This window comes from Pseudomonas sp. GGS8 (genome assembly GCF_024168645.1).
In the GTDB taxonomy this organism is placed as follows: Bacteria; Pseudomonadota; Gammaproteobacteria; order Pseudomonadales; family Pseudomonadaceae; genus Aquipseudomonas.
This window is the reverse complement of record NZ_JALJWF010000001.1, coordinates 1,701,889-1,723,261: the sequence shown is the minus strand read 5'-3', so window position 1 is coordinate 1,723,261 and position 21,373 is coordinate 1,701,889. Positions and strand designations below refer to the sequence as shown.

Annotated in this window: 4 protein-coding genes; 2 read left to right on the top strand and 2 right to left on the bottom strand. The window is 62.6% G+C overall.

The window, feature by feature from the left end; all coding sequences use genetic code 11:
- The first annotated feature begins 6 nt into the window (after window positions 1-6).
- On the top strand, window positions 7-1,953 hold the full coding sequence (gene lapD, locus J3D54_RS07505) for a cyclic di-GMP receptor LapD (protein ID WP_253417348.1): 1,947 nt from the start codon (window positions 7-9) through the stop codon (window positions 1,951-1,953).
- Between the two features lie 67 nt (window positions 1,954-2,020).
- On the opposite strand, the gene J3D54_RS07500 is transcribed toward lapD, so the two are convergent.
- Together J3D54_RS07500 and J3D54_RS07495 are read right to left on the bottom strand one after the other, a co-directional pair.
- On the bottom strand, window positions 2,021-2,359 hold the full coding sequence (locus J3D54_RS07500; RefSeq protein ID WP_018930300.1) for a hypothetical protein: 339 nt from the start codon (window positions 2,357-2,359) through the stop codon (window positions 2,021-2,023).
- 147 nt (window positions 2,360-2,506) lie between these two features.
- Window positions 2,507-19,642, bottom strand: a complete 17,136-nt coding sequence (locus J3D54_RS07495) for a LapA family giant adhesin (protein ID WP_253417347.1) — start codon at window positions 19,640-19,642, stop codon at window positions 2,507-2,509.
- Between the two features lie 355 nt (window positions 19,643-19,997).
- Here J3D54_RS07495 and J3D54_RS07490 point away from each other — a divergent pair, with 355 nt between their 5' ends.
- On the top strand, window positions 19,998-21,350 hold the full coding sequence (locus tag J3D54_RS07490; protein ID WP_105347515.1) for a TolC family outer membrane protein: 1,353 nt from the start codon (window positions 19,998-20,000) through the stop codon (window positions 21,348-21,350).
- Window positions 21,351-21,373 lie beyond the last annotated feature (23 nt).

The window sequence follows — 21,373 nt, the reverse complement described above, 5'->3', positions numbered from 1 at the left end:
GCTCAGATGTCTTTGTTCAAACAGCTGTTGATCGCTATCTGTCTGTTCCTGGTGGTCGCCTTCACCGGCAGCTTCATGGTCAGTCTGGAAAGCTCGCGCACCCAGTACGTCAATCAGTTGCGTTCTCACGCCCAGGACGCCGCGACGGCATTGGCGCTGTCCCTGACGCCGAACGTCGACGACCCGGCGATGGTCGAGTTGCTGGTTAGCTCGATCTTCGACAGCGGTTACTACGCGAGCATCCGCGTGGTCGATCTGGCCAATGACAAGACGATTGTCGAACGCAGCGGCATTCCGGCGGTCACCAACGTACCCGACTGGTTCGTCAAACTGATCGGCCTGGAGCCGGCCGGTGGCGACGCAATTGTCAGCCGTGGCTGGGAGCAGGCCGCGCGGGTCGAGGTGGTCAGCCATCCGATGTTCGCGTTGGCCAAGCTGTGGCAGAGCGCGTTGGGCAGCCTCGGCTGGTTGCTGCTCTGCGGTGCGGTGAGTGCGGTGCTGGGCGCGTTGTTGCTGCGTCGGCAACTCAAGCCGCTGGACTATATGGTCAAGCAATCCCACGCCATCGCTCGCCGCGAATTCCTCAGCCTGCCGGAACTGCCGCGCACCCCGGAACTGCGCCGGGTGGTGCAGGCCATGAATCAGATGGTCGAAAAGCTCAAGGCGCTGTTCCAGGAGCAAGCCGAACGCAGTGAAAAGCTGCGAGCCGAGTCCTACCAGGACAACCTGACCGGCCTGGCCAACCGGCGCTATTTCGAAATGCAATTGAACGCGCGAGTGAGCAACCCGGAGCAGGCCAGCTCGGGTTATTTGCTGCTGTTGCGAGTGAAAGATCTGGCCGGATTGAACCAGCGGTTGGGCGGTCAGCGTACCGATGAATTGTTGAAAGCGGTCGGCGAGCAGCTGTCCCGCGAGTGCGCCAAATACCCGGAAACCCAGAACCTGGTCACGCGCATTCGTGGCGGCGAATTCGCCGTGTTGGCGCCGGGGCTGGTGCGTGAAGAAGCGCTGCAACTGGCGAGCAACCTCGAGAGTGCTCTGGCGAGCCTGTATGCCACGGGCGCCACGGACGTGGCTTCGGTGGCTTCGATCGGGCTGGCGCCGTTTGCCCATGGCGACTCGCCGCAAGCGGTGATCGGGTTGGCGGATCAGGCGCTGGCCCAGGCGGAAAGTCAGGGCGAGCCGAGCTGGGCGTGCCTCGACCAGGGTGCACTGACGCGGGTTGGCGACGATCACCATGCCTGGCACACCCTGCTGGATCAGGCGTTGGACCATCAGCGTTTTGAGCTGTACTTCCAGCCAGTGGTGGCCAGCCACGATTCGAAGTTGGTGCTGCATTACAAAGTGCTGTCGCGCCTGCTCGACGAGCAGGACCAGACCATTCCCGCCGGACGTTTCTTGCCATGGCTTGAGCGTTTTGGCTGGACCGCGCGGCTGGACCTTTTGATGCTGGAGTTGGTGCTCGAACAGATGGCCGAGCATGAGGAGTCGCTGGCGCTGAACCTGTCTTCCGCGACGTTGGCGGATCCGCAGGCGCTGAACAAGGTTTTTGAAATCCTGCGTTCTCATTCGAATCTCGGGGAACGACTGACCCTGGAAATCGGCGAAGAACAATTGCCCGAGCAAGCGGTGCTGGAACAGCTGACACGGCGTCTGCGCGAGCTTGGGTTCTCGCTGAGCCTGCAGCGTTTTGGTGGGCGCTTCAGCATGATCGGTAACCTGGCACGACTGGGGCTGGCGTATCTGAAGATCGATGGCAGTTACATCCGGGCGATCGATCAGGAGAGCGACAAGCGTCTGTTCATCGAAGCGATTCAGCGGGCAGCGCACAGCATTGATTTGCCGTTGATTGCCGAGCGGGTCGAGACCGAAGGGGAGTTGTCGGTGATTCGTGAGATGGGGTTGTATGGGGTTCAGGGGCAGTTGTTGGGTGAGCCGAAGCCTTGGCGGTGAGGCTGATGTCGTCATCGCGAGCAGGCTCGCGATGGCGTCAATGCAAACACCAAAGAGGGCAGGAGACTTAAATCAACCCCGTCTCATCATCATCGATCAACTGGCTCAACCCGCCCAGCGCCTCACGGGCCTGGGTCCGGTCCATGAGCTTGGCTTGCGCGGCCGGGGGCAGGTCGGTGACGCGGATCACGCCTTTTTGAGTCAGCACCTGAATCAAGTCGTCGAGTACCCGGATCATTTCCAGGTCGCTCTGCTTGAGCTGCTTGAGGCTGGTTTCTACCACTTCGTGGGCAAACCAGGCCTGGATTTCATGGTGATCGGCCGGCAGCGTTTCCGTGGCCTCGGCATAGGCCGTGGCTTCCACGCGCACTAACTGACCTTGCGCATCGCGTTGCACGTAAAACATTGAGCATCCCTCGGAAATGGACCAGCGTCATGCTGTCAGCAGCATAGGCCAACGCAGGCGAGTATGCGGTGCGAAGACGAAATCGTCACCCGTGAGGTGTTCGCATACGTGAAGGCCGCCCGTTGTGGGCGGCCTTCAGCCTACGTATCAGCTGTTGTTGTGATCGATCTTGATGGTCGGGTCACTGCCGGCGATCAACGAGTTGATGCTGGCGCTGGACCAATTGTTACCTTCCAGTTTGATCGTCACATCAGGGGTGGCCGCTGCGGCGTCGGCGCCGTTGAACTTGCCGGCGGAGCTGACTTGCAGGGACGACACGCCGTCCACGGTGGTGATCTTCAGGAAGTGGTCGATCGTGCTGCCACTTTCACCCTGCAACAAATCACGCAGGTCGATGCGGTCGCCTTCACTGGCCTTGAAGTCCTTGATCACGTCGCTGCCGGTGTCGCCAGCCTTCCAGATGAAGGTGTCGGCACCCGAGCCGCCAATCAGAATGTCGTTGCCTTGACCGCCGATCAACGAGTCATTGCCGGTGCCGCCGAGCAGGATGTCATTGCCCTTGCCGCCGTCGAGGAGGTCGTTGCCGCCCTGGCCGAAGAGAATGTCGTTGCCCGCGCCACCCAGCAGCGTGTCGTTACCATCGTGAGCGCCAGACACGTCGAATGCGGTGTAGTGCTCGGTGATGTACTGGTGCACGTTGCTGGTAGTGACTTTGCTGACGTCGACACCGGTTTGCTGGGCGACGAACGCCTGCATCGCCTGATATCCCTCACCGGCAATGCCATTGAAGCTCACCAGATCGCCGAACAGGATGTCGTTGCCGTCACCGCCGCTGACCGTATCGGCACCAGGCATCGTCGCTTCGGTATGGCCGATGATCGAGTTGGCCAGGTCTTTGGGGTCGATGTTGGTTTGTGGCGTTTGATCCGAGTCGTACGGTTTGAGGTCGGTGAGAGTGACGTCCTTGTTCAGGCCGATGGCCTCCACCGTCGACACGTTGCTCAGCAACGTGAAGCTGCTGGTGGAGTTGTCGATGGCGGTGGAATCGGTGCTGTAGCCGGTGCCATCGCGATAGGACAGTTCGTACGTGCCGTTGCCCTCGGCATGCAGGGTGCCCAGTTCAGAACTGCTCCAGCGCCCCGAGCTTTTCAGCGTCTGCAGCGTGACGTTGCCGGCGCTGTCGATGGTCAGGGAGTGAGTGCTGTCCAAGTTGCTGGAATAGGTCTGCCCCAACTTGTAATTGGTGGTGGTGACGACGTCATCGAGCTTCACGTTGCCATACAAGGTCGGGTTGGTTTGTTCGCCGCTCTGGTAGTAGGTCGGCTTGCCGTCGGTGATGAAGTACGTGAGGTTCTTCGCGCCGGTGTTGGCAAGGGCGTCGGCACTCTGGAACCAGTTGGCCGTGGTTTTGAACACGTCCTCGTAGTTGGTGCCGCCGCCGGACGACATCGAGTCCAGAACGGATTTGAGTAAGGTCAGCGCGTTCGGGTCGTTCAGGTTCACCGACACCGATTTGTTGATCTGGGTATCGAAGTCCACCAGGAAAATATTCACGGTCCCGGAGTTGCCGCCCAGGCTTTGCTTGAGGGTGTTGAACACCGCCGTCAGCGAATCCTTGGCGGCGTTGATCGACGTGCTGCTCATGCTGCCCGAACTGTCGACCATGAACGCGATGTTGTAATTGGTGCCCGGCACCACGGTCAGCCCGCCAATGTCGGCGACCACGATGTCGTTGCCGTCGGTGCCGGTGATCGTGTCATCGGCCGCCGTGGCGGTCACGGCGTTGTAGACCGCCGGGTACACCGTGACCGGGATCTGCGCGGTGCTCAGTGCCGAACCGCCGAGTGCTTCGGTGGACGTCGAGGTGACGGTCAGGGTGAACTGGCCGTTGTAGTACGGCGGTGGCGTGACGGTCAGGGTGCCGAGGTTCCAGCCGGTGACGTTGGCTTCGCCGGAGGTGGTGCTGGCGGTGAAGGTGTGGCCCGCGCCATCGGTGAGCACCGAGCCCGCCGGAATGCCGCTGATCTTCACGCTCAGGCTTTCGGAGCCGTCGGTGTCGGTCAGTGCGGTTTTGATCGCGGACAGGTGAACGCTGGTGCCTTCAGCGCCTTCGTTGAGTTTGTAGCCGTTGTAGTAGCCTTCGCCATTGGTGCCGTGCAGGTCGGACACTGTCACGCCAGACGCCGCCAGATCCGCCACGCCGGTGTACAGCGGCACGCCGGCGCTGCTGAGGTCGACCGCCGCACCGCCGTTGACCGACAGGTTGACGTCATAGCTGCCCGGGCCCTTCTGGTTATGGTGGTAAATGTCCAGGGTGTAATAACCGCTGGTGGTCGGGGTGAACGAACCGTTCAGGTTACCGCCTGCGCCCCAAGTCGTCGCGGCCACGTTCTGGCCACCGATGGTCACCAACAGGCTGTCATCGCCGGTGCCGCTGAAGGTGTACGTCTTGCCGGCTTCGAGGTAGATCAGGCCGGACGTTTTCGAGGCCGTGCCAGCGGTGACGCCGCCGTCGGACTGAACGTTGGTCACGGTGCCGGTGGAGTTCGGGGTGCCTGCGGCGTCGATGACCGATTTCAGCGTGCCGGACGGCGCACCGCTGCCATCGGTGCCCAGGCCCGACAGACCGGTCCAGACTTCCTTGATCAGTCCGGTGGACTTGACGCTGTTGTCCGCGACGCTCAGGGATGGCGCGTCGGCAACCGGCGTGATGTCGATTTTCACCGTGCCGGTGTTGCCCAGCAGTTGACCGTCGGTTGGCTGGAACTTGATCTGCGCGTAGTCCGCCTGGTTATTGCCCACGCTGCTGCCACCGTAGCCGTCAACGCCTGATTCGTTGGCATCCGGTGTGAAGCGCAACTTGCCAGCATCAATGTCGGCCTTGCTGATGGTCTGGTTGGTCGTTACGTCTTTCCAGGTCGCACCGTCCAGGTACTGCAATTTGCCGTCGCCCGGCAGCTGAGTGATTTTCACCCCCAGGTTGGCGGCCGGGCTGTCGACATCGCTGACGCCGAAGGTCGACCAACCGAGGATCAGCGGGGTGTCTTCGGTGCCGGTGACGTTAACCGGCGCGGCGGTCGGCGCGTCGTTCACGGCCACCACGTTGACGGTGGTGGTCGCGGTGTTGGAGTAATTGCTGCCATCGGTCACCGTCACGGTGATGATCCGCGGCACGGTGCTCGGATCCTCACTGCTATTGGTGAAGCTGATGTTTTTGATTTGCTGCATGTAGTCGGCCAGCGTCGCGTTGCCCGACAGCGTCAGGGTCACCGTGCCGTTCTGGCTGTTGGCGTTGATGCTGATGCCATTGACGCTGTTACCCAGGTTCAGCGCATCGCCCGGCTGACGGTTGGTCAGCACGATGGTGGCGCCGGTCAGCATCGTGCTGTCCGGGTCGGTGATGCTCAGGTCGGTATCGCCGATCGAGACGCCCTGGCCGGTGGTGCCTTCGGTGAAGGTCACGTTGTAGTTAGCCCCGGTGGCCCCGCTGGAGTTGTTGGCGTCCAGGTCGAGAACCGGCGCGGCATCGTTGTCGATGATCGAGGTACTGACGCTGCCGTTGGTGCTGCTGACCGCGAGGTTTTCGAAGTTGCCGCCGGTGGCCGAGTCGATCTTGACCACAAAGTTCTCGGTACCCTCGGTGAGCTTGTCGTCCAGCGTCGCGACGTTGAAGTTCGCGCTGCTGGCGCCGGCCGGGATTTTCACGGTGTACACACCGGTGAAGTCCGAGCCGTCGGCGGCGGTGCCACTGTAGACGATCTTCAGGGTCACTTCGGTCTGCGCCGGGTGGGTCAGGCTGACGGTATAACTGGCGGTCTGGCCTTCAGTCACCGAGGTGCTGCCGCTGATGCTGACTTCGGTTTTGTCGATCGTGTCAGTGACGCTGGTGACTGCCGGGGTGGTGCTCGGTACCAGGTTCTCGAAATTGCCACCGGTGGCGGTGGAGATGGTGGCCTGGACCGTGCCTGCGTCTTTGTAAACGTCATCGGATGGAGCTGGGACGGTCACGGTGCCGGTGGTTTTACCGGCGTCGATGGTGATCACGGCGCCGTTGCTCAACGTCACGGTCACCGGGGTGCCGGCGGCATTGGTCAGGGTCGCGGTGTAAGTGATCTGACCGCCTTCGGCGACCGAGTTGGTGGCGTTCAGGCTGAGGTTGGTGGTGTCGACGGTGTCGGTCACGGTGGTGCTGACCGGCGTTTTGTCCGCCACCAGATTTTCGTAGTTGCCGCCGCTGACGTTGGTGATCGAGTTGGTCAGCGGAGCGTGGCCGGCCAAGGCGTCGTTCGGTGCGGCGGTGGTCACTGTACCGGTGGTTTTGCCGACGTCGATGGTGATCGTCTGACCGTTGGCCAGGGACACGGTGACCGGGCTGCCCGTCACCGGTGCACCGACGGTCGCGGTGTAAGTGACGGTGCCGCCCTCAGCCGCCGAAGCGGTGGCACTCAGCGAAACGGTGCTGGTGTCGATGGTGTCGGTGACGGTGGTGACTGCCGGGGTGGTGCTCGGCACCAGGTTCTCGAAATTGCCACCGGTGGCGGTGGATATGGTCGCCTGGACTGTGCCGGCGTCTTTGTAAACGTCATCGGATGGAGCTGGGACGGTCACGGTGCCGGTGGTTTTGCCGGCGTCGATGGTGATCACGGCGCCGTTGCTCAGCGTGACGGTCACCGGGGTGCCGGCGGCATTGGTCAGGGTCGCGGTATAGGTGATCTGGCCACCTTCGGCGACCGAGTTGGTGGCGCTCAGGCTGAGGTTGGTGGTGTCGACGGTGTCGGTCACGGTGGTGCTGACCGGCGTTTTGTCCGCCACCAGATTTTCGTAGTTGCCGCCGCTGACGTTGGTGATCGAGTTGGTCAGCGGAGCATGACCGGCCAGTGCATCGTTCGGCGCGGCGGTGGTCACGGTGCCGGTGGTTTTGCCGATGTCGATGGTGATCGTCTGGCCGTTGGCCAGGGACACGGTGACCGGGCTGCCCGTCACCGGTGCACCGACGGTCGCGGTGTAAGTGACGGTGCCGCCTTCGGCGACGTTCGCGGTCGCAGTCAGCGAAACGGTACTGGTGTCGATGGTGTCGGTGACGGTGGTCACTGCCGGGGCAGTGCTCGGCACCAGGTTCTCGAAATTGCCACCGGTGGCGGTGGAAATGGTGGCCTGGACCGTGCCGGCGTCTTTGTAAACGTCATCGGACGGTGCCGGAACGGTCACGGTGCCGGTGGTTTTGCCAGCGTCGATGGTGATCACGGCGCCATTGCTCAGCGTGACGGTCACCGGTGTGCCGGCGGCGTTGGTCAGGGTCGCGGTGTAAACGATGGAGCCGCCTTCGGCGACCGAGTTGGTGGCGCTCAGGCTGAGGCTGGTGGTGTCGACGGTGTCGGTCACGGTGGTGCTGACCGGCGTTTTGTCCGCCACCAGATTTTCGTAGTTGCCGCCGCTGACGTTGGTGATCGAGTTGGTCAGCGGAGCATGGCCGGCCAAGGCGTCGTTCGGCGCGGCGGTGGTCACGGTACCGGTGGTTTTGCCGATGTCGATGGTGATGGTCTGGCCGTTGGCCAGAGACACGGTGACCGGGCTGCCAGTCACCGGTGCGCCGACGGTCGCGGTGTAAGTGACGGTGCCGCCTTCGGCGACGTTCGCGGTCGCAGTCAGCGAAACGGTACTGGTGTCGATCGTGTCGGTGACGGTGGTCACTGCCGGGGCAGTGCTCGGCACCAGGTTCTCGAAATTGCCACCGGTGGCGGTGGAGATGGTGGCCTGGACTGTGCCCGCGTCTTTGTAAACGTCATCGGATGGCGCTGGGACGGTGACGGTGCCGGTGGTTTTGCCTGCATCGATGGTGATCACGGCGCCGTTGCTCAGCGTCACGGTCACGGGTGTGCCGGCGGCGTTGGTCAAGGTTGCGGTGTAAACGATGGAGCCGCCTTCGGCCACCGAATCCGTCGCCGACAGGCTGAGGGTGGTGGTATCCGCCGTGTCAGTGATCGAGGTATCCGCCGACTTGCTGTCGACCTCCAGCTTCTCGTAGTTGCCGCCCTTGGCATCGTCGATCTTGACGCTCAAAGAACCGCCACCGGCCAGCGCATCGTTGGGTGCAACGAAGTTGACAGAACCGCTGCTGGCGCCGACTGGGATGGTAATGGTCTGGCCGTTGGACAGAGTCACGACGACTGGCGAGCCGGTGACCGGGGCCGACACGGACGCCGTGTACACCACGGTGCCGCCTTCAGCCACAGTGCTGGTCGCGGTCAGGTTGACCGTCGAAGTGTCAATGGTATCGGTGACGCTGGTAACCGCCGGAGTGGTGCTCGGCACCAGGTTCTCGAAATTTCCACCGGTGGCGGTGGAGATGGTCGCCTGGACTGTGCCTGCGTCTTTGTAAACGTCATCGGATGGCGCCGGGACGGTCACGGTACCGTTGGTTTTACCGGCGTCGATGGTGATCACGGCGCCGTTGCTCAGCGTCACGGTCACCGGGGTGCCGGCGGCGTTGGTCAGAGTCGCGGTGTAAACGATGGAGCCGCCTTCGGCGACCGAGTTGGTGGCGCTCAGGCTGAGGTTGGTGGTGTCGACGGTGTCGGTCACCGAAGTATCCGCCGACTTGCCGTCGACTTCCAGCTTCTCGTAGTTGCCGCCCTTGGCGTCGTCGATCTTGACGCTCAGGGAACCGCCACCGGCCAGGGCATCGTTGGGTGCAACGAAGTTGACAGAACCGCTGCTGGCGCCGACCGGAATGATGATGGTCTGGCCGTTGGACAGGGTCACAACCACTGGTGAACCGGTGACTGGCGCCGACACGGAAGCCGTGTACACCACGGTGCCGCCTTCGGCGACGTTCGCGGTGGCACTCAGCGAAACGGTGCTGGTGTCGATGGTGTCGGTAACGGTGGTGACTGCCGGGGCAGTGCTCGGCACCAGGTTCTCGAAATTGCCACCGGTGGCGGTGGAGATGGTGGCCTGGACCGTGCCTGCGTCTTTGTAAACGTCATCGGATGGCGCCGGAACGGTCACGGTGCCGGTGGTTTTGCCTGCGTCGATGGTGATCACGGCACCGTTGCTCAGCGTGACGGTCACCGGTGTGCCGGCGGCGTTGGTCAGGGTCGCGGTGTAAACGATGGAGCCGCCTTCGGCGACCGAGTTGGATGCGCTCAGGCTGAGAGTCGTGGTGTCCGCCGTGTCAGTCACTGAGGTGTCCGCCGACTTGCCGTCGACTTCCAGCTTCTCGTAGTTGCCGCCCTTGGCGTCGTCGATCTTCACGCTCAAGGAACTGCCACCGGCCAGGGCATCGTTGGGTGCAACGAAGTTGACAGAACCGCTGCTGGCACCGACCGGAATAGTGATGGTCTGGCCATTCGACAGGGTTACAACCACTGGCGAGCCGGTGACCGGTGCCGACACGGACGCGGTGTACACCACGGTGCCGCCCTCGGCGACGTTCGCGGTAGCACTCAGTGAAACGGTGCTGGTGTCGATGGTGTCGGTGACGGTGGTCACTGCTGGGGTGGTGCTCGGTACCAGGTTCTCGAAGTTGCCGCCGGTTGCGTCTTTGATGGTCACTTCAACGGTGCCGGCGTCTTTGTAAACGTCATCGGACGGCGCCGGGACGGTCACGGTACCGGTGGTTTTACCGGCGTCGATGGTGATCACGGCGCCGTTGCTCAGCGTCACGGTCACGGGCGTGCCGGCGGCATTGGTCAGGGTCGCGGTGTAAACGATGGAACCGCCTTCGGCGACCGAGTCGGTGGCGCTCAGGCTGAGGTTGGTGGTGTCTGGAGTATCGGTGATCGAGGTATCGGCCGACTTGCCGTCGACTTCCAGCTTCTCGTAGTTGCCGCCCTTCGCATCATCAATCTTGACGCTCAGCGAACCGCCGCCGGCCAGGGCATCGTTGGGTGCAACGAAGTTGACAGAACCGCTGCTGGCGCCGACTGGGATGGTAATGGTCTGGCCGTTGGACAGAGTCACGACGACTGGCGAACCGGTGACCGGTGCCGACACTGACGCGGTGTACACCACGGTGCCGCCTTCGGCGACGTTCGCGGTGGCACTCAGTGAGACGGTGCTGGTATCGATGGTATCGGTGACGCTGGTGACCGCCGGGGCAGTGCTCGGCACCAGGTTCTCGAAATTGCCACCGGTGGCGGTGGAGATGGTCGCCTGGACTGTGCCTGCGTCTTTGTAAACGTCATCGGATGGAGCCGGGACGGTCACGGTGCCGGTGGTTTTGCCGGCGTCGATGGTGATCACGGCGCCGTTGCTCAGGGTCACGGTGACGGGTGTGCCGGCGGCGTTGGTCAGGGTCGCGGTGTAAACGATGGAACCGCCTTCAGCGACCGAGTCGGTTGCCGACAGGCTGAGGGTCGTGGTGTCTGGAGTGTCGGTGATCGAGGTATCGGCCGATTTGCCGTCGACTTCCAGCTTCTCGTAGTTGCCGCCCTTGGCGTCGTCGATCTTGACGCTCAGGGAACCGCCACCGGCCAGGGCATCGTTGGGTGCAACGAAGTTGACAGAACCGCTGCTCGACCCGACCGGAATGGTGATGGTCTGGCCGTTGCTCAGGGTCACAACCACTGGCGAACCGGTGACCGGTGCCGACACTGACGCGGTGTACACCACGGTGCCGCCCTCGGCGACGTTCGCGGTAGCACTCAGTGAAACGGTGCTGGTGTCGATGGTGTCGGTGACAGTGGTGACTGCCGGGGTGGTGCTCGGCACCAGGTTCTCGAAGTTGCCACCGGTGGCGGTGGAGATGGTTGCCTGGACTGTGCCGGCGTCTTTGTAAACGTCATCGGATGGCGCCGGAACGGTCACGGTGCCGGTGGTTTTACCGGCGTCGATGGTGATCACGGCGCCGTTGCTCAGGGTCACGGTCACGGGCGTGCCGGCGGTATTGGTCAGGGTCGCGGTGTAAACGATGGAACCGCCTTCGGCGACCGAGTCGGTTGCCGACAGGCTGAGGGTCGTGGTGTCTGGAGTATCTGTCACCGAGGTGTCGGCCGACTTACCGTCGACTTCCAACTTCTCGTAGTTACCGCCCTTCGCGTCGTCGATCTTGACGCTCAGCGAACCGCCGCCCGCCAGGGCGTCGTTGGGCGCAACGAAGTTGACAGAACCACTGCTCGAACCGACCGGGATGGTAATGGTCTGGCCGTTGGACAGGGTCACAACCACTGGCGAACCGGTGACGGGGGCGGAGACGGACGCGGTGTACACCACGGTGTCGCCCTCGGCCACAGTGCTGGTCGCGGTCAGATTCACCGTCGAGGTATCGATGGTATCGGTGACGCTGGTAACCGCTGCCACCGGACTGGTGGCCAGGTTTTCAAAGTTGCCGCCCGCGGCATCCTTGATGGTGACTTCGACTTGACCGGCATCCTTGTAGACGTCGTCCTTCGGTGCATCGACGGTCACGTTGCCGCTGGTGGCGCCGGCGGCGATGGTAATCACAGCTCCGTTGCTCAGCGTCACGGTCACTGGTGTGCCGGCGGCGTTGGTCAGGGTCGCGGTGTAAACGATGGAGCCGCCTTCAGCCACCGAGTCGGTCGCGCTCAGGCTGAGGGTGGTGGTATCCGCCGTGTCAGTGATCGAGGTATCGGCCGACTTGCCGTCGACTTCCAGCTTCTCGTAGTTGCCGCCCTTGGCGTCGTCGATCTTGACGCTCAGGGAACTGCCACCGGCCAGGGTGTCGTTTGGCGCAACGAAGTTGACAGAACCACTGCTCGAACCGACCGGAATAGTGATGGTCTGGCCATTCGACAGGGTTACAACCACTGGCGAGCCGGTGACCGGTGCCGACACGGACGCGGTGTACACCACGGTGCCGCCCTCGGCGACGTTCGCGGTAGCACTCAGTGAAACGGTGCTGGTGTCGATGGTGTCGGTGACGGTGGTGACTGCCGGGGTGGTGCTCGGCACCAGGTTCTCGAAGTTGCCACCGGTGGCGGTGGAGATGGTTGCCTGAACTGTGCCGGCGTCTTTGTAAACGTCATCGGATGGCGCCGGAACGGTCACGGTGCCGGTGGTTTTACCGGCGTCGATGGTGATCACGGCGCCGTTGCTCAGGGTCACGGTCACGGGCGTGCCGGCGGCATTGGTCAGGGTCGCGGTGTAAACGATGGAACCGCCTTCGGCGACCGAGTCGGTTGCCGACAGGCTGAGGGTCGTGGTGTCTGGAGTATCGGTGATCGAGGTATCGGCCGATTTGCCGTCGACTTCCAGCTTCTCGTAGTTGCCGCCCTTGGCGTCGTCGATCTTCACGCTCAGCGAACCGCCGCCGGCCAACGCATCGTTCGGCGCTGTGAAGTTCACGCTGGCGCTGCTCGAACCGACCGGAATGGTGATGGTCTGGCCGTTGGACAGGGTCACGACGACTGGTGAACCGGTGACTGGCGCCGACACGGAAGCCGTGTACACCACGGTGCCGCCTTCGGCGACGTTCGTGGTGGCACTCAGCGAAACGGTGCTGGTGTCGATGGTGTCGGTAACGGTGGTCACTGCCGGGGTGGTGCTCGGCACCAGGTTCTCGAAATTGCCACCGGTGGCGGTGGAGATGGTCGCCTGGACCGTGCCGGCGTCTTTGTAAACGTCATCGGACGGTGCCGGAACGGTCACGGTGCCGGTGGTTTTACCGGCGTCGATGGTGATCACGGCACCGTTACTCAATGTCACGGTGACCGGCGCGCCGGCGGCGTTGGTCAGGGTCGCGGTGTAAACGATGGAACCGCCTTCAGCCACCGAGTTGGATGCGCTCAGGCTGAGAGTCGTGGTGTCTGGAGTATCTGTCACCGAGGTATCGGCCGACTTGCCGTCGACTTCCAGCTTCTCGTAGTTGCCGCCCTTGGCGTCGTCGATCTTCACGCTCAGGGAACCGCCGCCGGCCAACGCATCGTTCGGCGCTGTGAAGTTCACGCTGGCGCTGCTCGAACCGACCGGAATGGTGATGGTCTGGCCGTTGGACAGGGTCACGACGACTGGTGAACCGGTGACTGGCGCCGACACGGAAGCCGTGTACACCACGGTGCCGCCTTCGGCGACGTTCGCGGTGGCACTCAGCGAAACGGTGCTGGTGTCGATGGTGTCGGTAACGGTGGTCACTGCCGGGGTGGTGCTCGGCACCAGGTTCTCGAAATTGCCACCGGTGGCGGTGGAGATGGTCGCCTGGACCGTGCCGGCGTCTTTGTAAACGTCATCGGACGGTGCCGGAACGGTCACGGTGCCGGTGGTTTTACCGGCGTCGATGGTGATCACGGCACCGTTACTCAATGTCACGGTGACCGGCGCGCCGGCGGCGTTGGTCAGGGTCGCGGTGTAAACGATGGAACCGCCTTCAGCCACCGAGTTGGATGCGCTCAGGCTGAGAGTCGTGGTGTCCGCCGTGTCAGTCACTGAGGTGTCCGCCGACTTGCCGTCGACTTCCAGCTTCTCGTAGTTGCCGCCCTTGGCGTCGTCGATCTTCACGCTCAGCGAACCGCCGCCGGCCAACGCATCGTTCGGCGCTGTGAAGTTCACGCTGGCGCTGCTCGAACCGACCGGAATGGTGATGGTCTGGCCGTTGGACAGGGTCACGACGACTGGCGAGCCGGTGACCGGAGCAGACACGGACGCCGTGTAAATCACGGTGCCGCCTTCAGCCACAGTGCTGGTCGCGGTCAGGTTGACCGTCGAAGTGTCGATGGTATCGGTGATCTCGGTGACCGCCGCTGCCGGATTGGTCGCTAGGTTTTCAAAGTTGCCGCCCGCCGCATCCTTGATCGTCACTTCGACCTGACCGGCGTCCTTGTAGACGTCGTCCTTCGGTGCATCGACAGTCACGGAGCCGCTGGTGGCGCCGGCGGCGATGGTGATCACTGCACCGTTCGACAAAGTCACGGTGACCGGCGTGCCGGCGGCGTTGGTCAGGGTGGCGGTGTAAACGATGGAACCGCCTTCGGCCACCGAATCGGTCGCCGACAGGCTGAGGGTGGTGGTATCCGCCGTGTCAGTGATCGAGGTATCCGCCGACTTGCTGTCGACCTCCAGCTTCTCGTAGTTGCCACCCTTGGCATCGTCGATCTTGACGCTCAGGGAACCGCCGCCGGCCAGCGCATCGTTGGGGGCGGTGAAGTTGACAGAACCACTGCTGGCGCCGACTGAGATGGTAATGGTCTGGCCGTTGGACAAAGTCACGACGACTGGCGAACCGGTGACCGGTGCCGACACGGACGCGGTGTACACCACGGTGCCGCCCTCGGCGACGTTCGCGGTAGCACTCAGCGAAACGGTGCTGGTGTCGATGGTGTCGGTGACGCTGGTCACTGCTGGGGTGGTGCTCGGTACCAGGTTCTCGAAGTTGCCGCCGGTTGCGTCTTTGATGGTCACTTCAACGGTGCCGGCGTCTTTGTAAACGTCATCGGACGGTGCCGGGACGGTCACGGTGCCGGTGGTTTTACCGGCGTCGATGGTGATCACGGCGCCGTTGCTCAGTGTCACGGTCACGGGTGTGCCGGCGGCATTGGTCAGGGTCGCGGTGTAAGTGATCTGGCCACCTTCGGCGACCGAGTTGGATGCGCTCAGGCTGAGAGTCGTGGTGTCCGCCGTGTCAGTCACTGAGGTGTCGGCCGACTTGCCGTCGACTTCCAGCTTCTCGTAGTTGCCGCCCTTGGCATCATCGATCTTCACGCTCAGCGAACTGCCACCAGCCAGGGCATCGTTGGGTGCAACGAAATTGACAGAACCGCTGCTCGAACCGACCGGAATGGTGATGGTCTGGCCGTTCGACAGGGTGACAACCACTGGCGAACCGGTGACCGGTGCCGACACGGACGCGGTGTACACCACGGTGCCGCCTTCGGCGACGTTCGCGGTGGCACTCAGCGAAACAGTGCTCGTGTCGATGGTGTCGTTGACGCTGGTGACCGCCGGGGCCGTGCTCGGCACCAGGTTCTCGAAATTGCCACCGGTGGCGGTGGAGATGGTTGCCTGGACTGTGCCGGCGTCTTTGTAAACGTCATCGGATGGCGCCGGAACGGTGACGGTGCCGGTGGTTTTGCCGGCGTCGATGGTGATCACGGCGCCGTTGCTCAGGGTCACGGTGACTGGCGTGCCGGCGGCATTGGTCAAGGTGGCGGTGTAAACAATGGAACCGCCTTCAGCGACCGAGTCGGTTGCCGACAGGCTGAGGGTCGTGGTGTCTGGAGTGTCGGTGATCGAGGTATCGGCCGATTTGCTGTCGACTTCCAGCTTCTCGTAGTTGCCGCCCTTGGCGTCGTCGATCTTGACGCTCAGGGAACCGCCACCGGCCAGGGCATCGTTGGGTGCAACGAAGTTGACAGAACCGCTGCTCGAACCGACCGGAATGGTGATGGTCTGGCCGTTCGACAGGGTCACAACCACTGGCGAACCGGTGACCGGTGCCGACACGGACGCGGTGTACACCACGGTGCCGCCTTCGGCGACAGCGCTGGTCGCGGTCAGATTCACCGTCGAGGTATCGATGGTATCGGTGACGCTGGTAACCGCCGGAGTGGTGCTAGGCACCAGGTTCTCGAAATTACCGCCCGCCGCATCCTTGATCGTCACTTCGACCTGACCGGCGTCCTTGTAGACGTCGTCCTTCGGTGCATCGACGGTCACGCTGCCGCTGGTGGCACCGGCGGCGATGGTGATCACCGCGCCATTGCTCAGGGTGACGGTGACTGGCGTGCCGGCGGCATTGGTCAGGGTCGCGGTGTAAACGATGGAGCCGCCTTCGGCCACCGAATCGGTCGCCGACAGGCTGAGGGTGGTGGTATCCGCCGTGTCAGTGATCGAGGTATCCGCCGACTTGCTGTCGACCTCCAGCTTCTCGTAGTTGCCGCCCTTGGCGTCGTCGATCTTCACGCTCAGCGAACCGCCGCCGGCCAGCGCATCGTTGGGTGCAACGAAATTGACGGAACCACTGCTGGCGCCGACTGGGATGGTAATGGTCTGGCCGTTGGACAGAGTCACGACGACTGGCGAACCGGTGACCGGAGCAGACACGGAAGCCGTGTACACCACGGTGCCGCCTTCAGCCACAGTGCTGGTCGCGGTCAGGTTGACCGTCGAAGTGTCGATGGTGTCGGTGACGGTGGTGACTGCCGGGGTGGTGCTAGGCACCAGGTTCTCGAAATTGCCACCGGTGGCGGTGGAGATGGTGGTCTGGACCGTGCCTGCGTCTTTGTAAACGTCATCGGACGGTGCCGGAACGGTCACGGTGCCGGTGGTTTTGCCGGCGTCGATGGTGATCACGGCGCCGTTGCTCAGTGTCACGGTCACGGGGGTGCCGGCGGCGTTGGTCAGGGTCGCGGTGTAAACAATGGAACCGCCTTCAGCGACCGAGTCGGTGGCGCTCAGGCTGAGGGTTGTGGTGTCTGGAGTATCGGTGATCGAGGTATCGGCCGACTTGCCGTCGACTTCCAGCTTCTCGTAGTTGCCGCCCTTGGCGTCGTCGATCTTGACGCTCAAGGAACTGCCACCGGCCAGGGCATCGTTCGGCGCGGTGAAATTCACGCTGGCGCTGCTCGAACCGACCGGGATGGTAATGGTCTGGCCGTTGGACAGGGTCACGACGACTGGCGAGCCGGTGACCGGTGCCGACACGGACGCGGTGTACACCACGGTGTCGCCTTCGGCGACGTTCGCGGTGGCACTCAGCGAAACGGTGCTGGTGTCGATGGTGTCGGTGACGGTGGTGACTGCCGGGGTGGTGCTCGGCACCAGGTTCTCGAAATTGCCACCGGTGGCGGTGGAGATGGTGGCCTGAACCGTGCCGGCGTCTTTGTAAACGTCATCGGATGGCGCCGGAACGGTGACGCTGCCGGTGGTTTTACCGGCGTCGATGGTGATCACGGCGCCGTTGCTCAAGGTCACGGTGACCGGCGTGCCCGCCGGATTGGTCAGGGTCGCGGTGTACAGAATCTGACCACCTTCGGCCACTTCGGTGGACGCCGACAGGCTCAGGCCGGTGTCGTCTTTCGAATCGGTGATGGTGGTGAGCGCCGGCTCGGTGCTCGGGGTCAGTTGCTCGAAATTGCCACCGGTGGTGCCGGTGATCGTGGTGCTGACGGTGCTGCCGTTGTTGTAGACGTCATTGGCCGGGGTCTCGACCGTTACGCTGCCGGTGGTCTTGCCCGCTTCGATGGTAATGACCGAGCCATTGCTCAAGGTCACGGTCATCGGTGTGCCGGCCGGGTTGGTCAGGGTAGCGGTGTAGGTGATCTGACCGCCTTCGACAACGGTGCCGGTGGCGCTGAGGCTCAGGCCGGTGTTGTCGATCGAGTCGGTAATGGTGGTAACGGCCGGCGTGGTGCTCGGTACGAGGTTCTCGAAATTGCCACCGGTGGTGCCGGTGATCGTGGTGCTGACGGTGCTGCTGTTGTTGTAGACGTCGTTGGCCGGGGTCTCGACCGTCACGCTGCCGGTGGTCTTGCCCGCTTCGATGGTAATGACCGAACCATTGCTCAAGGTCACTGTCATCGGCGTGCCGGCCGGGTTGGTCAGGGTAGCGGTGTAGGTGATCTGACCGCCTTCGACAACGGTGCCGGTGGCGCTGAGGCTCAGGCCGGTGTTGTCGATCGAGTCGGTAATGGTGGTAACGGCCGGCGTGGTGCTCGGTACGAGGTTCTCGAAGTTGCCACCGGTAGCGCCAGTGATGGTGGTGCCGACGGTGCTGCCGTTGTTGTAGACGTCGTTGGCCGGGGTCTCGACCGTCACGCTGCCGGAGGTCTTGCCCGCTTCGATGGTAATGACCGAGCCATTGCTCAAGGTTACGGTCATCGGTGTGCCGGCCGGGTTGGTCAGGGTAGCGGTGTAGGTAATCTGGCCGCCTTCGACAACGGTGCCGGTGGCGCTGAGGCTCAGGCCGGTGTTGTCGATCGAGTCGGTAATGGTGGTAACGGCCGGCGTGGTGCTCGGTACGAGGTTCTCGAAATTGCCACCGGTGGTGCCAGTGATGGTGGTGCTGACGGTGCTGCCGTTGTTGTAGACGTCGTTGGCTGGGGTGTCGACGTTCACGGAGCCAGTGGTTTTACCGGCTTCGATGGTGATGGTCGAACCGTTGGACAGGGTGACGGTGACCGGCGTCTGCGCCGGGTTGGTCAGCGTGGCAGTGTAGGTGATCTGGCCACCTTCAGTGACGCTGCCGGTGGCGGTCAGGGTCAGGCCGGTATTGTCGACCGAGTCGGTAATGGTGGTGACGGCCGGCGTCGGGTTCGGCACCAGGTTTTCGAAATTGCCGCCGGTAGTCCCGGTGATCGTGGTGCTGACAGAACTTCCATTGTTGTAGACGTCGTTGGCCGGTGTCGGGACGTTCACACTGCCGGTGGTGTTGCCAGCGGCGATGGTGATGGTCGAGCCGTTGGACAAGGTCACGGTAACCGGCGTCTGCGCCGGGTTGGTCAATGTTGCGGTGTAGGTGATCTGGCCACCTTCGGTGACAGTCGAGCCGGCCGTCAGCGTGACGGTGGTGGTGTCGACGGTGTCGGTGACCTGGGTCACGGCCGGAGCAGTCGGCGGGGTGACCACGATACCGCTGCCGCCCGTGGTTCCGGTGACGGTTACGTCGATCTGGGTCGGATCGTTATAAACAGTGTCGTTCGGGGCCAGGGGAACGTTGACGATGCCGGTGGTCTGGCCGGCCGTGATCACGATCACCGAGCCGTTGGACAGGGTGATGGTCAGGTCGGTCAGCGGTGCCTGGGTCAGGGTCGCGGTGTAAACCAGTACACCACCGGCCTCGGTGATGGTCGGCGTGGCGCTCAGGCTCAGGGTCGATTCGCGCAGAGCATTGGAGCTGGTATTGGCGGTCTGGCCGCCAGTGGTGTTTTGTGTTGCCAAAGCCGCAGTGGCGAGGCCTGCGGTAGGGAAGCCAATGGTCGGGTCGACCCGGGCAGCGGTTGCCTCCAGAGCCACGAAGCTGTGGCCGCCACCGGCGGCGCCGCCCGCGCCCGCGGCAGTAGGGCCGGCTGCGGTGGCTTCAAGCGCGGTGGTCGGGTCGGCGCCGGCGGCGATGGCTTGCTGCAGTTCGTCAACCGATGGCGCCGCTTGTGCGGTGGCTTGCGCAAGGTCGGTGCTGGAGTCCGGATTGCTGCCGCTCCACTGAGTGTCGCGGCCCAGGTCCAGGGTCCGGCCGTCAGCCAGTTCGAGGGTGATGGCGCCGGCGGCACCGGTGTCGACCTGGTCGCCCACAAACAACCGGTCGCCTTCAACGAGTACACGGCGGATGCCCTCTGGGGACACCGCGAAAACCTGACCAACAATGCTTTTGACGATGGCAACAACACTGCTCATTGAAGACTCTCCGGGTGTCACGTTCAGTTGACTTCCATGAACCGCTCGGGCGTGTTCGCCGATCGGGCTGGACGTTCTTACAAAATTCGATACATAACTTTGACGCGCAATCGTCAATAATTTGGCTATATTTTTTCGAAATTAACTTTATGCCAAACTATTGACCTTATGGGAGCCATCCTAAACAATCGTCAAGGTAATGTCACATTGATATTTAAGCGGCGACCTGTCCTACAGCGTGTGATCCAGTTCCGATTTTGAACTTTCCGACATACGGTCATTCCGGTTGCCACCATGCGATGCAGCGCCATGTTCTGCAGTGATTCAAGACAAGAAGTCCCGGGAAATTCCAACTATGCGTTTGCACCTGTTCAAGGTTCTACCCTTCGCCTTTGCCGCCAGCGTTGTTCAGGCGCAAACCCTTCCGCAGGCCATGCAACAGGCACTGGATGTCCACCCGGAAATCCAGGCAGCGGTCAACAGTCGGCTGGCCGCGGATTATCAATTAAAGGCTGCCAAAGGTGGATACCTGCCAAAGGTCGATCTGCTGGGCGGTTATGGCCGTGAAGGCACCGACAGCGTTACCACCCGTGCCGCTGGCAACAGCAACCACTGGGAAACGCTGAACCGTAGCGAGTCAAGTTTACGTCTGTCGCAGATGGTTTTTGACGGTTTTGCGACGTCCAGCGAAGTAGGGCGTCAACAAGCCACCGTTAACTCCCGTGCTTATTCCTTGCTGGGCACCTCGGAGCGGACCGCGCTGACTGTCGCTCAGGTCTATCTCGACGTGCTGACGCGCCGCGAATTCGTGCGCCTGGCCGAAGACAACCTGAAAAACCATGAACGGATTTTTGACCAGATCAAGTTGCGCACCCAGCGCGGCGTGGGCAGCGGCGCCGACCTCGATCAGGCCGAAGCGCGTATGGCCCAGGCCCGCAACAACCTGATTACCGAGCAGACCAACCTGGCTGACGCCGAGACCAACTTCCTCAGCGCCGTCGGCCAGATGCCCGATCAACTGGAGCGGCCTGCCGATTTCATGGCGCTGTTGCCGGCCAACCTGAATGAAGCACGGGCGCAGATGCTGGAAAACAGCCCGATCCTGCGTTCCGCCGAATCCGATATCGCTGCTGCCGAGAAACAGTACGAAGCCGCCAAGTCGAGCTTCTATCCACGCTTCGATGCTGAGCTGGGCCGCACCGCCGACAACGACCTTGATGGTCAGAATGGGCACAACAATGAATGGCAGGCCATGTTGCGCATGCGTTTCAATTTGTTTGCCGGTGGCAGCAACAAAGCCGATCTGGAATCCAAGTCCTACCTGTCGAACCAGGCGCTGGATATTCGCAACAACGCCCTGCGCGTGCTGAACGAAGAACTGGGCCTGGCCTGGAATGCCTTGAACAACGCCAACGCCCAGGTGCCGATCGCCCAGCAATATGTCGATCGCAGTGCCAGCGTGCGTGGCGCGTATCAGAAGCAGTTCAGCCTCGGCGAGCGGACACTGCTCGACCTGCTCGACAGTGAAAACGAGCTGTTCACCGCTTCCCGTCGGCTGGTCGAGATCAAAAACATTCAGTTATTTACTCAGTACCGAATCAAGGCGACCATGGGCGAATTGCTCAAAAGTCAGGGCGTAGTCGCACCGTTGGCATCCGTTGTGCAAAATGACGTGAAGCCCAAGGTCCAGCTGCCTGGGATGAATTGAGTCCTGCCCCATTTCAACTGTTA

Coding starts and splice junctions, on each gene's coding strand:
- lapD (WP_253417348.1), top strand. CDS start 7: ATGTCTTTGTTCAAACAGCTGTTGATCGCTATCTGTCTGTTCCTGGTG.
- J3D54_RS07500 (WP_018930300.1), bottom strand. CDS start 2,359: ATGTTTTACGTGCAACGCGATGCGCAAGGTCAGTTAGTGCGCGTGGAA.
- J3D54_RS07495 (WP_253417347.1), bottom strand. CDS start 19,642: ATGAGCAGTGTTGTTGCCATCGTCAAAAGCATTGTTGGTCAGGTTTTC.
- J3D54_RS07490 (WP_105347515.1), top strand. CDS start 19,998: ATGCGTTTGCACCTGTTCAAGGTTCTACCCTTCGCCTTTGCCGCCAGC.